At 48.3% G+C, this 13,535-nt stretch carries 9 protein-coding genes and 1 other RNA gene; 6 read left to right on the plus strand and 4 right to left on the minus strand.

The genetic code is table 11. The annotated features are described in order from the left end of the window. Positions 1-5: 5 nt before the first annotated feature. Positions 6-104: signal recognition particle sRNA small type (gene ffs, locus NQD60_RS04800), an RNA gene on the minus strand. 287 nt (positions 105-391) lie between these two features. On the opposite strand from ffs, the gene NQD60_RS04805 reads away from it, so the two are divergent. After that, complete coding sequence (locus NQD60_RS04805) at positions 392-4,957, plus strand: HEAT repeat domain-containing protein (RefSeq protein WP_257099859.1); 4,566 nt, start codon at positions 392-394, stop codon at positions 4,955-4,957. Between the two features lie 250 nt (positions 4,958-5,207). On the opposite strand, the gene NQD60_RS04810 is transcribed toward NQD60_RS04805, so the two are convergent. Next, complete coding sequence (locus NQD60_RS04810; RefSeq protein ID WP_257099860.1) at positions 5,208-6,797, minus strand: SH3 domain-containing C40 family peptidase; 1,590 nt, start codon at positions 6,795-6,797, stop codon at positions 5,208-5,210. 40 nt (positions 6,798-6,837) lie between these two features. On the opposite strand from NQD60_RS04810, the gene NQD60_RS04815 reads away from it, so the two are divergent. The 3 genes from NQD60_RS04815 (at position 6,838) to NQD60_RS04825 (ending at position 8,327) form a co-directional block, all read left to right on the plus strand. After that, complete coding sequence (locus NQD60_RS04815; protein WP_257099861.1) at positions 6,838-7,071, plus strand: tail fiber assembly protein; 234 nt, start codon at positions 6,838-6,840, stop codon at positions 7,069-7,071. A gap of 417 nt (positions 7,072-7,488) precedes the next feature. Continuing rightward, positions 7,489-7,995 (plus strand): IS4 family transposase, encoded by a 507-nt coding sequence (locus NQD60_RS04820; protein ID WP_257099862.1) that lies wholly within the window; start codon positions 7,489-7,491, stop codon positions 7,993-7,995. A 53-nt stretch (positions 7,996-8,048) separates the two neighbouring features. Beyond that, positions 8,049-8,327 carry a hypothetical protein gene (locus NQD60_RS04825; RefSeq protein WP_257099863.1) on the plus strand — a complete coding sequence of 93 codons (279 nt, stop codon included), beginning with the start codon at positions 8,049-8,051 and terminating at the stop codon, positions 8,325-8,327. A gap of 221 nt (positions 8,328-8,548) precedes the next feature. Here the strand turns inward: NQD60_RS04825 and NQD60_RS04830 are convergent, their stop codons facing one another. Together NQD60_RS04830 and NQD60_RS04835 are read right to left on the minus strand one after the other, a co-directional pair. Beyond that, on the minus strand, positions 8,549-9,157 hold the full coding sequence (locus tag NQD60_RS04830; RefSeq protein ID WP_257099864.1) for a hypothetical protein: 609 nt from the start codon (positions 9,155-9,157) through the stop codon (positions 8,549-8,551). 174 nt (positions 9,158-9,331) lie between these two features. After that, positions 9,332-10,711 (minus strand): 2-hydroxycarboxylate transporter family protein, encoded by a 1,380-nt coding sequence (locus tag NQD60_RS04835; protein ID WP_257099865.1) that lies wholly within the window; start codon positions 10,709-10,711, stop codon positions 9,332-9,334. A gap of 295 nt (positions 10,712-11,006) precedes the next feature. On the opposite strand from NQD60_RS04835, the gene NQD60_RS04840 reads away from it, so the two are divergent. Both NQD60_RS04840 and NQD60_RS04845 read left to right on the plus strand, forming a co-directional pair. After that, positions 11,007-12,329 (plus strand): IS5 family transposase, encoded by a 1,323-nt coding sequence (locus NQD60_RS04840; RefSeq protein ID WP_257099866.1) that lies wholly within the window; start codon positions 11,007-11,009, stop codon positions 12,327-12,329. 272 nt (positions 12,330-12,601) lie between these two features. Next, the gene (locus NQD60_RS04845) at positions 12,602-13,510 is read left to right on the plus strand and encodes a LysR family transcriptional regulator (protein ID WP_257099867.1); all 909 of its coding nucleotides are present in this window, start codon (positions 12,602-12,604) and stop codon (positions 13,508-13,510) included. Positions 13,511-13,535: the final 25 nt, after the last annotated feature.

Consider the following 13,535-nt stretch of genomic DNA (forward strand, 5'->3'; position numbering starts at 1 on the left):
TTAGGGGTGACGAGCCCAAACCCCGGCACTAGCGGGAAACGGTTGTGGCTGCTTCGTTCCCGACCTGACCAGATTGGCCGCACCACTATGCGAGGAGGCCCGTCACCCTGAATTCTACCATCGTAAGAGGATTCCTTATACATCCGTCAGTGATGGATCGCTTAAATGATTGGAATTTAGATCGCCTTTTGGAGTTCAGCGTAACTTTTAGGGCTCAAGCTTACTTCGCGCTTCATTTAAATTGGACTCAAGCCAAGACAAATAAGAATCTTCCAAAAACGCTTCGAGACAATATCCTATACAATGAAAGCTCAGTACCGATATGAGTAAAAGCCTTTTCAGCTTCTTCTTGCGGGTAGCAAAGTTATATAAGAGAGTTAAGTAAAAAGTAATGAATAAAGTAGGCAGCCTGTTAAAAACCGTCAAACTCACCTTACTGCCGCGTCACTGCGACGCCCGAGTACAAACAGATCCAATCCCTGAAAAAACCACTCAATCCGCACGACAAGCCCATTTTCGTAAAGATTCAGGTATTGAACTACCGCCTTCCCCGGCTGCTACCTTTCCCCCAGCTACCCAAGAAACGTATCAGCTAGCTTATGCTATCTCGCAAGATAGTGAGGCTATAGCGCACGATAATGAGCCGACTAAAAAGAAACACAGTTGGATAAACCATGCGAAACAAGTGGCCAGACAGTTTCAGCAAACCAAGCTTAAAAAATGGGCGCACACGCAACAGGCGATGAGTCAAAGCCTAGATGGTTTAAAGCAGATATGGCTGGCTCCCCATACGAATACAAAGCAAAGCATCTCGATGCCGCTTGCTTGGCCTACACTTTGGACAACGCCTCCAAGCGACCCGTTAGGCAACTCTAGCCAGAGCAAAACACAACGTCGCGCCAAGCAAGCAGCGGCGCTCTATCAATTGACCCCACGCAACGAGCAGATAACGACACGAGCGCTCTCTCTAACCGCTTTGCGCCGCGCCCTTTACCAGCAGTATGAATGCTCTGGCCTCTCGATTCAGCGGCTATCAGGTCAAAAAGTGCAGTTTGATACCTGCCATACCCATCTCGCTCTGGTTAAGCATCATCTGCAACCGCAACCCAATCAAACTGAGCAGGAGCCACTGGCGGCTCTCGAATGCCTAGCTAACGATGAGTCGCGCGCTACATCCCATGACAATAGGCCGATTTCGCTCGCTACTCTGTTTGAGCAACAAACGTTACGTAATGGCTCGATCGGTCTGCCTAAACGGGTTTTGATTCATGGGCAGGCGGGGATTGGCAAGACAACTTTATGCAAAAAACTGGTCCATGACTATCAGCACAACGCGCTGTGGCAAGATCGTTTTGATTGCGTGTTGTGGCTACCATTAGCACAGTTCAAGACCGATCAGACCATCAAGTTTGAAGAGTTACTGGGCGAGCACTTTTTTGCGAACCAAGAAAGCCTCCAAACGCAAGCGTTAACACAGACTTTTGAGCGACATCGAGACAAAACACTGTTCATCTTAGACGGCTTAGATGAAGTTATTGGCGAGTTGGATGAAGGCCGCCCTTTAAATAAACTTTTACAAAAACTACTCGATCAGACTCACGTTTTAATCACCTCCCGCTCGATTGGAGTGAACCCCCAGATATTAAGTCAATTTGATTTGCAGCTAGAAGCCACTGGCTTAAATCTGGATGATGTACAAACCTACGTGCAAAAATTTGTACCTGAAGCGAGCCAAGCCGCGATCCAGCAATTGATCCAAAGCACTCCACTGACTCAGGGACCGCTCAAGCTACCAATTCTGCTTGATGCACTGTGTGCTAGTCGAGAAAATTCTCGCCCAGATCAAACCACAACGATGGTCACGTTATATGAGGCCATCGTCGATCAACTCTGGCGTAAAGATTGCGCTCGCTTAAAGAAAAGAGACCAGGGTGAACGCTTACAACCCTCCGTGATCCAGACTTTGCCCAAAGCTAAATTAGAAGAGCTCATGGCGACAGAACTCTATGCTTTGGGCTATTTAGCATTTACAGGATTAGAAGCTGGCAAAATTGCATTGAATCTGAATCAGCTGACTCACAATAAAACGCTGCTAGGAATAAAATCTCCTTTCGGGCTCGTCACTGATTTAAAACAGACTTCCTTTTTACATACAGTTGATATTGGGCGTCCTGAGTTCGAACGTGATTACCATTTCTTGCACCTGTCCTTGCAGGAATTCTTTGCAGCTAAGTTCCTAGCGCAGCATCTGCAAATAGATGCTAAAACCAATCCAGCACCCACCTTTACAAACAGTGCGCCCATCCATTCAAATTTAATCCTCAGCCAAGCGCAATTGCGCACTTTTATTGCTGAACATAAATACGACCCTTGTTATGAAGTCGTATGGCAAATGTTGGCCGGGTTGCTTAAGGGCGCTGCCTTAGAACGCTTCTTTATGCTCTTAGAAGAGGAACCACGTGACGTGCTTGGCATACGCCATCAACACGTGATCATAGGGTGTCTGCATGAAGCACGCGCCCACTTGGAAGAAACCACTGTCGATAGACTAGAAACGGAGTTAATGCAGTGGCTACGCTTTGAGCTGAGCCTGAGCACAGAGAGCGTGAGCGAATTAGGTTGCCATAGAGGATTCTCGGAACATCTACTGCTCACTTATCTAAATCAGCCTGACAGCAAGAAAGCCAGCATTATTCGCACCCTAAATGCACGCTCAGCTTTATCTAACAACGCGACCCAAGCGATTCTTTCAGTGCTGCTCAAGCATAATGCAAACAAAGAGGCGAAAGTGGCAGCTGCCGAGGTATTAGGTCAACAGCACACCTTGTCTAGTGCTGTCGTTCAGGCCTTAAGCACGGCGCTACAAAATAAGGATGAAGATGAGGATGTCAGAATTGCTGCGATTAGAGCCTGCGGCCGGCAGGAGACATTAACTGAAGCGGTCATTCTGGCCTTAATTGTGGCGTTACTGGATGAGACATGGGATATCAGATATGCCGCTGGCAAAATATTGGGCCGACAGAAAACCCTGCCCGACACAGCTATTCAACTCTTAATAACCGCCTTACAGAATAAAGAAAAGCATATCAGGTCTACGGCTGCCGAGGCCTTAGGCCAACAACAGCCACTCTCTGAAACCATCACTCAAGCTTTGATCGCCGTGTTACAAAATACAGGTGAAGACAAGGAGGTCAGAGCGATGGCTGCGAGCGCATTCGGCCAGCAACACACTCTGCCTGAAGCGGCCATGCACGCCTTGCTCATGGTATTGCACAATAAAAATGAAAACGAAGATTTAAGGGCTTCGGCTGCCGAGGTCTTCAGTTGGCGAGAACCGCTTGAGCCGAGCATCAGTCAAACCTTGATCTCACGGCTACTGGATACAGATGAAAAAGAATATATCAGGTCTACCGCAGCGCAAGTATTAAATCGACGACAAATAATCCCTGAAACGGCCATTCAGGCCTTATCCGCCGTATTACAAGATAAGAGTGAGAAGGAAAACATTAGAATTTCGGTTGCCAAAGCGCTAAACAATCAAGACACGCTACCGCCCCGCCTCATTCAAGTCTTACTCTCTATGTTAAAAGGTGAGATTGAAAACGAGAGTTGGAGGATCAGAATAACTGCTGCCGATATCTTAGGCCAAGAAGCGCTACTTTCTGCAGAGATCATTCAAGATTTAACCGAGATATTACAGAATCAGAATCAAGAATGGCGGCTCCGGTGCGCGGCCACCCAAGCCTTGCATCGACAGTCAGGATTGCCTGCCGACACCTGCCAGGCCTTGATCATAGCGCTCGCAGATGAGAATAAAAAGATCAGGTCTGCGGCGGCCATGGTATTAAGCCGACAAGAAATTCTATCGAACGAAGTTCTGCAAGCCTGGATCAAAACGCTATCGAGTACAGATCAAGATATACAGTCTAAGGCCGCTAAGACGTTAGGCCAAAACCAAACTCTGCCTGAGCAGGCCAAATTAGCTCTAACCGAAGCCTTACTGGATCAAGAGAGCACGGTCAGAATTGAGGCTACAAAAGCCTTAAGCATGCAGAAAGAACTGCCTGAAGCCGTGATTCAGGCTTGGGATTCGATCCTCAAAAATCAGGCAGAGGACGCATCCATCCGGTCCACCGTTGCCCAAGCGCTGGGACAACAAGAGACACTACCAAACCCCGTGATGCAAACTTTGGTGACGGTATTAGAAGATCAGGATGAAGAAGAATCTGTCATTTCCGCCGCGGCCAAAGCATTAAACCAACATAAAGCACTGTCTAACACCGTGATGCAGGCTTGGGACTCGATGCTCAAAAATAAGGAAAAGAAAAAATCCTTCAGGATGACAGCCGCGGAAGCACTAGGACAACAAGAGGCGCTGCCAGCAACCGTTCTTCAAACCTTAGTGGCGGTGTTAAAAGATCAGGATGAGGACAAATATCTCATCTATGCCGCGGCTAAGGCATTAAATCAACAAAAAATACTGCCTGACACCGTGCTTCGAGCGTTGGTCGCGATGCTACAGAATAAGAACAACCATCAATCTGTTCTGACCAAAATCTTGAATTTACATATTGATCAGCTTTACACTTTGCTGCCAAGTCTAGCGCCTGAGCAGATACAAGCGCTCTATACTAAAGTTTTGTTTCCACGGAGCAGCACACACCTGGCACCGCTTTATATTCACAATAATAGACTTTACTTCTATACGACGACTGGGCTCAAGAACTCTGTTTCTCTAACCGCTAAACAAACTGCTGTTTTTATGAATGCTGTGTCGGAGAACAACGTACCATTACGTCGCCGTTCCCGCCTAAATATACAGACAAGTCTTCCCGCCTATCGCTCGGACCCTACAGAGCCCTCACTTTTGAGAAAGCTAGCCTCCCCTCCTGCCATCCAAAATAGCGAGCTTGCTCACTTATGTACAGACATTCAAGGGCAGGCACATTTAGTCTAAGCCTCTGAGTGATGTCCTAGCCAAGACTTGATCTGACAACTGCTCTCGCCAAACCGAGTAGCTGTCAGATCAAATTGGAACTCATACAAATTAAGCACTGCTGCTAAAATTTAGTCAATCTAAAGAATAACCTTATCCCGCCTGCCTTTGAGAAAGATATGAGACACTTTTCAACGTGGTTATGCACAATATTTGTGGATATCTCTGGGCTATTTTGCCGCTTAAAACCCTTTTAAACACCCCCGCTGGCTCAATCTGCCAAACTGCCGTCGTCGGATTGAACCGGAGTGTCCGCAACGGGTGCTCCGAGGATACTGATCTGGAAAATCGGTTTGGCGGCGAGCGACTGCAACGCCAGATCTTCAGGAATAATTTCGAACAAAGGTTGGATCAACGTGCCACCGATGATCGCCCGCCAGCTATTATCGGCCGGGCTCAGCCCCCACACACCGTGATAGACCACCGGCACGGTTTGAGCGCCGCGCGTGGTGTTGCCGAGGTACAGCATTACGTGGCCGTTGATATAAACCAGCGTGCGCATCGGTTGCCCGTTGCGTGCGAGGTAATCGAGCCGTTCAGCCGGCGTGGCGATGGAGAGATCGGTTATTTGCCCAGCGGTCATCTGGTCGAACGAATAGCGTTGCAACCATATGCCGAAGGCGGCGAAGATGTTTTTCAGTTCGGATGAACAGTCGTTATACAGCCCCGTGTTGCCCCAGCCATACGGACGCCCGATCAGCGCTTTGAGCAACGTCGCGAGATGGCGCGGCGTTGCGCTCCAAGGCGCCGGTACGATCTGTGTGTCGCTCAATTGCGCAGTGCTGATGACCGCCTGGCCGTCGATATTGCGAGCAGGAACGAGGACCTCGCGCATCCCGGGTGTCGTGCCAGGTCGGAGTGGCAGAACCGTGCCGGCCGGCGCGTCGAAGCGAAATGCCCCGTGGCTGTCACGAACCGGCGCCGAAGCGGTGATGACTGCCCCCAACGCCTGACGTGCGGTGTTCCTCCAAGTGTCGACGAACGTGTCGTCGACGAAACCGAGGTTGTCGCTGCGCACCCAACCGTGCACATCAGGCGCCTGCACGTAGCACCAGCCGCCGTCCAGGCTGCTCCCCCGCACGTAAAGCGGCGTGCCCGGCCGAATCGCCGAGATTTGCAGGCTGTCGAACGGGTAGCCTTGGCCCGCAAGACGGTGGGAATAGAAAAAAGGGTCCATGGTCGGCAGTTCACGCACGAGCAGGTTGCCGGTTGCAATCGCGCGGTGCCCAGGTGTATAGGGTGCCGCGCGCTCGAACTGCCCGACGTCCATGTTTTGAGCGATTGCGTCGATCCACGATTTCGTCTGAGGCCTGAGGTTCTGGCCATAGCCGATATCTCTATCTGGCTTGCCGGTGTTGTCGTAGTCGGCGATCCGTTGAAGCAGCAAGCCGGCGATATCGCCATCGCTTTTGCCGTGCGCGGGCATGTCGATGAAGGCGTGGTTCCAGGGCGAAGCGCTGTTCACATCGGTGCCAAAATAGCGCGAGTAGAGCACTTCGAACTGGGCGTGCTGATCACGTGCGCTCAGGAACGGCGTGTCGTAATCGGGGTCGAGCGGGTCGATCCAGTGGTCGACATCCTGACTGTAGGCGGCCATCGGAAAGAGGCTTATCGGATCGACCGCCGCAGGTGGGGCGGGCAGCACAGGCAGTGAGGCCACGCACCCGGCCAGCACGACGCATAGCGCGGCAGCCGGAATGTGCAGCCAAGCGAGCGCGCGGGAGCGGGAGGGCGCGGAAACGCCGGGCACGTGCCTTGGCGGAGTTGAGATTTCTGTATGGAGCGGAACCACTGGGGACATAATGTTTGATCGTAAACGCGCGAGGCGATGATTATACGTTGTGCGCTTCGCGCCAGGGCCTTCCTTCTATCTAATCCGCATACTCGGAAGCTTCATTGAGCAGCGACGCGCCGCAGCAGGTTCATCGGGCGAGATAGACCTCAACATCGCCACTGATAACGAAAAACAGCGCCTCAAAGCATGGAAGCTATATCGCGTCAAATTCAACTGCATCGAGCAGCAGTGCAGCTTTTCGATCGAGATCGAATGGCCTAAACCACCTGATGAGAATTGAACTCAATCGTTATTGTGCCGACCGCTTACAAGCGGTTTTTTTTCGTTTATTCAAATTTAAATCCTAAATCCGCTCATAAGCATAGAGCACTATATCGACCGCCTGCTCAGCAAGTAGAAGCCATAATCGAGGGTGATCTTGAAATTGAAAACGTACAGAACACAAACAGTTATAACAGCCACTAGGCAGCGCCACGGCAGGACCGACTTCTGCAGTCAGCGTTAACTTCTCGCAACAAAAGATAGACAGTACTTATCGGAGCGTGGCGGAGCAAACAGGCATACAAGCCGGTGACGGAGGTTTTCAAATTGAGGTTGAAGGCGATACGAAGCTGGTTGGCGGGGTAATTGCAAGTACAGATCGAGCGCCTCTGGCAATGTAACGGGTACAACCGCACAGTTCGTACAAAGCGGCGTGGTGAATTTAATCCAGCAGCAAAGCGCAAGCTATATCGGTAAGTTGGTGCAAGCTAAGGCTCTAGCAGAAGGCAGTCCAGCGCATGCGACACTACATGCCTTATTGGCAACTGGTGGAGCAGTTGCTAGCAATCAAAATATAAGCGCTAGCGCGATAGGAGGAGCCAAGTCCAGTTTATTGACAAACTTATTCAAAACAGATTCTGATGCAACGCAACAAGAGCAAGAAGCGAAACTCAATCTATTAGCGGGTTTAGTTACGGGTATTGCTGTAGCCGTTGGGCAGGATCCCATTGAATGGCAAGCTTTATATTGCCGTACGCACGGTACTAAACATCCGCCTAGCGATCCTCCTACTTTGAATCAGGCCATTCTGTGGATCGCTAAACTCGGGGGATACCTAGCGCGCAAGCATGATCTCCCGCCCGGCCCTACTGTATTGTGGCGAGGCTTCATGGCTTTGCATGAGGCTACCAAAATGTTTCAAATCATGCGCCAGAGTGACTAAGATTTGTGGGTAATCCTGAGGGGTGTACAAATACTCAATGTGAGACCGCTAAAATGACTCAAGCTGAAGACATAAAATTGATATTAATTAAAATGTTAGCATTACTTAAATTAAGCAATGCTAAAGACTGGGAAAAGGCCATCCAAAAACTCAGTTATGAGATTCTCGGTATGCCTAATGAAACCAAGCGAGAAATCCTATCATTATATGGAGGCATAGGATCATTAAATGATCTCGTTCTCCATAAAGATGGATACCCTTTGAGAAAGGAAAATGACGAATTTGACTCTTTAAAAACACAACTATTTGATTTGTGCCACAAAAATTTGTAATTAACAACCGTTGGGGATCAACGAAACGTAAAGTGCACTCAAGTTGAGATAATACCAATTTGTTGGACGCCATGCTGACAGCATAACGTGAAGATACGTACATGGACGCTTATATGGAAGGCCCCCGTTTTGCCAAGCTTTCAATTGATGATGACATGAAGGTAAAGCTTGCACCCGTACATTCGGACTTTTGATGTAATTTTGAATCACGGTATCTTCAGTTAAGATTTGCTTAAATCGAAATACAGGATATTCGACCAGTTCCCTAAGCCCAAATCGTAGACTGGTTGTAACGGATCATCATGCGATTCAACAACCGGGGTTGGCTTCACGCCAAAAAGCTTGGCAAGCCATCGCACAGGCCTGGGCTCCTCAACAGGTTTCGGTTCCAGGCTGGCAAGCGCTCGTTCAACTTCCACGTCAAGATTCTTGATTTCATCGAGAAGTTGGGCATTTTGTTTCTTGATTGGCTCGTCATCCATGCAGAATATTTCGCCGCACTCAAGGACGAAATACTTGTTGATGCTGCACTCATCTGCGAGGAATTGAAGCGCTTCGTCAATCAGAGGTCTCGCCGTAGGGAAATCAATTTTATTCAAAAACTCCTTGAGGCGCTCAACGCCGGGTGCGTAGTCGGCCACCAGCGCGATGTCGCCCTGCATCCTCCAAATGGAAGATTTGCATGGCCTTGGATTGCCGGAAAGAAGCAATTTGTAAATGATAGGGATATCGTAATTCCACTCAGAAATTCCAGTGAACGTGCGCGTCCCCTTCTTCACAGCAGAGCCAGGAACGACATTGGTTGAATACAGGTAGCTTCGGTTTGCCATGAATTTTCTCTAAAGTGAGCATCAAGAGAGGATGGATAGAGAGCCATCATATAACGGAATATAGCATATGACCTTGCCCCCGTTTAGTAACAGCTTTAGATATTACCGCCGCCATTAGATGGCAGCTTTTTTATTCCCTCGCTATTATTCTCATTACAAGCAGCTATTCAGTATTTAGGCAGTTAATCCGAGTAAGACAATTGCGCCAGTAATAGTAAGCGCTCCCCCTAGGCGAGTTGCTATCTGTGCAAATGGCATCAGTTCTAGACGGCTGGCCGAGGTTAGTATCGCCACATCGCCAATACCGCCCATCCCACTGTGACAGGCATTAATAATCGCGCTCTCGATGGGATATAAACCGACCCATTTTCCCACAAAAAAACCGACCATAGTCAGGGTAAAAACAGTGACCGCAATAGTAACGACATTAGCCAAGGTAAAAGCAGCCATTAGGTCGCTCCACGAAGTGGTAGTGATGCCAATAGCAAAAAGCAAGGGATAGGTCACTGCTGTCGAGAAAAAATGATAAACCGTGCGAGCACCCTCTTCCAGCTTGGGTGAAATCGCATAAGTAAGCTTGGCAAGTACAGCAAGAAATAGCATACCTACTGGAGCAGGTAAACCGGTCAGCTTATGCACGAGTATGCCCAATATATAAAAAGAGATAGCAATCATGCCGGCAGTGGCAATATGCTCTACCATAACTGTAGGAGCCTTGGAGGGTTTTACGGAGGCATCCTCATCAGCAGCATATAAGTGGCCTTGGCCGGTATAGTGGGGGCGGCTCTTACCAAGCTGATTAAGCAAGCTCGCGCAGATAATCGCCATCAAATTTCCAAGCACAATAGCGGGTACGATTTGGGCGAATAGCTGATTTTGCGGCAAGTTGAGAATGTCGGCATAGCCAAGGGTGAGAGGGATTGCCCCTTCGCCGATGCCACCGGCCATAATGGGAATGATGATATAGAAAAAGGTATGGTGAGCGCTTAATCCAAAGGCTAGCCCGGTAAGTGTACCTGCAATAGTTGCTAGTACAGAACCGGTAGCGATAGGGATAAAGATTTTTACAATGCCTGTAACCAGCGTCCGACGATCCATACTAAGGATGCTGCCAACGATCACACAAGCAATGAAGAGATATAAGATTTTAGTTGATTGCCAGAAACCGTTAATTGACCCCACCAATTCATTAGGTAAAAGCTTGTAATGAACCAAGCAGGCGGGGAGGAAAATCGTCACGATAACAGGGCCACCAATCTGGCGTAGACCTGGAATACGCGCCCCCAATTCGGCAAAGGTAAAGCCGAATATGGTAAGTAGCGCGAACATGATTGAGATGTCGCCAGAGACTTTTCCAAGGGCTAAAAGCACGCTCAAGCAAACAAGAATAACGCTATAAACCGGCAATGGAATAATGCCGATGCGCAGATTCATTAGTTTCTGCCATTGAAGGCAACCAAGCAGGATGCGAAACATATCAGTTTTATGTCCCTGTAGAAAATATCGCCAATTTTTATGCACCAAAACACTGCTAACAGCTGATGAAGTATCCATTTGCTTACATCTCCTTAACTAGTTTATTTTTTACGCTCCATCGGAAACACATCTATTTCCAATGAAATAATTTCGAAACCAGTATGGTTGGCGGAGAATAACGGCGGCAATAACAATAACCATTCTTTATTACTGTTTTTTTTGTAAAGAGTGAATGCCCTGTTTATATATAGTCGACCCTGAATAACTCGTAAGCTCTTATGTGGTAAAGGTTTTTCGTCGAAATAGAGTGGCACAAATTGCAATAAAATGGCATATTAAGAAAATAAATCTTGCAATTTGTGATGAGGCAAAAATGGGTCCAAAGGCAACGGCGAGCACAGGAGATTTATTCCGGTATCCGCTAAACGAACAGATCAATATGAAGCATCCGTTGGTGCGACTGGCGGGTTTAATCAACTGGGATCAGCTTAGCGTGTTGATGAGTGAGAGCTTCACCTCAAATAGAGGTCGACCTGCGACCTCGCCACGACTCATAGCAGGCTTACTGTATCTGCAATACGCATTCAATTTGTCTGATGAAGAAGTGGTGTTGGGTTGGCTGGAAAACCCCTACCATCAATTTTTTACAGGGGAAACGTACCTCCAAACCGAGGCGCCGATTGACCCGTCAAGTCTAACGCGTTGGCGTAATCGGCTGGGTGAAGAGGGCGTAGAAGAGCTATTAGCGGAGACGATCGAAGCGGCCAAACGTAGTGATGTCATCAAAGCGTCGAGCGTAAAACGAGTGATCGTTGACACCACGGTGATGGAGAAAGCGATAGCGCATCCAACCGACTCGCGACTCCTAGAGCGTTGCCGAGAGCACCTGGTGAAAGCGGCGGAACAACATGGCTTAAAGTTACGGCAAAACTACAACCGAGTCGCGCCCCGCCTATCAATCCAAATCGGCCGCTATGCGCACGCGAAGCAGCACAAACGAATGAACAAGGCGTTGAGCACCCTGCGTTCGCGAGTGGGACGAGTGATGCGTGACGTTGAAAGACAAATCGAGTCAGTGGCCGAGCAAGGGCGTGAAGCATTGCGAGAGTTGATATCCCGTACGAAACGAATCATTTCGCAAAGGCGCAAGGACAAAGACAAACTCTATGCTCTGCATGCCCCGGAAGTGGAGTGTATTGCCAAGGGCAAGGCGCGTAAGCCCTACGAGTTCGGTGTGAAAGTGTCGATCACGACAACTCATCAGGAGGGGCTGGTGGTTGGCGCACGCTCGATGCCAGGAAATCCCTACGACGGTCATACGCTGGCCGAGGCGCTAGAACAGGCAGCGATCTTAAGTGATGTGACTCCAGAGGTTGCCATCGTGGATCGGGGTTACAAAGGAATTGCGATAGAGGGTGTAAAAATCTATCACTCTGGCATGCGTCGGGGTATTACCCGTACGCTAAGCGCGATCATCAAACGACGCAGTGCCATCGAGCCCACTATTGGTCATATGAAAGCGGATGGGAAGCTCGGTCGAAATTGGCTTAAAGGGGCATTAGGCGATGCCATGCACGCTGTGCTCTGTGGCGCTGGGCATAACTTACGAATGATCCTCAGAAAGCTTCGGCTTTTTTACGTCTTTCTTTTATCCGTTTTATTCTGTCATACCTTTGCTGTTGGTTTGAGTTTTTAGATCAAATAGTACGTAAAACGATTTATTCAGGACCGACTATATAAGCCGGTAAGTTAAAAATTACTGTGGCCAGCAAAATATTCCAAGAACGTGCTATCAAGTTGTTACCGCAATACCACTGTATATTTAACCAGTTATTGCTTCTCGTCTTTTCAAATTAAACTATCTCCTACTGATAAAGCAGCGCTAAAGAAATAAATAGTCAGTTCAGTTTTTCGGGACAAGCTCTATAATTTTTTTAACACTAGATAGAAGTTTTTTGAGGAGGGGGGATGATCATCAATCAAAAGAGGCTGCGAACTTTCTATGCTGTCCATACTTGTCGAAAAATTTGCGACGCCGCAGAACGTTTAGAGACTGATTCATCCGTTGTTACGCGTCAGATTAAACTTTTGGAAAAAGAGATAGGCTGCAAGTTATTTGAGCGGCAGCCCCGCGGTGTCGTGCCAACTGAGGCGGCGCAATGTGTCTTGGAATACTATCTAGAAACATGCGCCAGTCGCGAGAAGCTCGAAACTAACTTACAAAAACTAAACGATGTACAGCGAGGGATTATTCATCTTGCGATACCCGATGGCCATATTGACGTTTTGATGGAAGGTGTCTTGAATGATTTTTGCAAAAAATATACTGATATAAATATCTGCATTGAAGAGGTTCACTCATCCACCCAAGTAATAACTAAACTCCTTGAAGATGAGGCCCATATTGGATTAACTTTTAACGTTGTGCAGAATCCAGATATTTGTTGTCGTGCGCGGGCACCATTACCCATATATCTGCTAGTAGGAAAAGATCATCCGTTTGCTGGCAGACAAAAAATCACATTTGCGGAAACATCGCATTATCCGCTTGCCTTGCCGCCCGTTTCATTCTCTTTTTGGAAAATGCTGCAAACGGTAGAACATTCAGAAAATATCAAACTAAAGCCACAATTTACTAGTAATTCTGCTGCTGCTTTGAAAGAGTTTGCGAGCACAGGCTGCGGCGGGACACTTATGTCGACTTCGGAAGCGCGCGAGGAAATTAAGAGCGGTCAGCTGATTGCACTTGAAATAGACCACCCAGTTTTTATGTCTCCGGAATTATGCTTAGCCGTTAGGCGAGGTAGATCCCTATTACCAGTGGCCAATCAGTTGCTCAGAGTGCTTACAGCAAAACTACCGAATATCTGCGGGTGAGATAGTTCGTTCAATACAGTTATTT

It is taken from the genome of Mycoavidus sp. SF9855 (genome assembly GCF_024582735.1).
Taxonomy (GTDB): Bacteria; Pseudomonadota; Gammaproteobacteria; order Burkholderiales; family Burkholderiaceae; genus Mycoavidus.

Bases quoted from the DNA above. Each gene is read 5' to 3' on its own strand.
- NQD60_RS04810 (WP_257099860.1), bottom strand. From the start codon at position 6,797: ATGTCCCCAGTGGTTCCGCTCCATACAGAAATCTCAACTCCGCCAAGG.
- NQD60_RS04840 (WP_257099866.1), top strand. From the start codon at position 11,007: ATGGGTCCAAAGGCAACGGCGAGCACAGGAGATTTATTCCGGTATCCG.
- NQD60_RS04805 (WP_257099859.1), top strand. From the start codon at position 392: ATGAATAAAGTAGGCAGCCTGTTAAAAACCGTCAAACTCACCTTACTG.
- NQD60_RS04845 (WP_257099867.1), top strand. From the start codon at position 12,602: ATGATCATCAATCAAAAGAGGCTGCGAACTTTCTATGCTGTCCATACT.
- NQD60_RS04835 (WP_257099865.1), bottom strand. From the start codon at position 10,711: ATGGATACTTCATCAGCTGTTAGCAGTGTTTTGGTGCATAAAAATTGG.
- NQD60_RS04830 (WP_257099864.1), bottom strand. From the start codon at position 9,157: ATGGCAAACCGAAGCTACCTGTATTCAACCAATGTCGTTCCTGGCTCT.
- NQD60_RS04825 (WP_257099863.1), top strand. From the start codon at position 8,049: ATGACTCAAGCTGAAGACATAAAATTGATATTAATTAAAATGTTAGCA.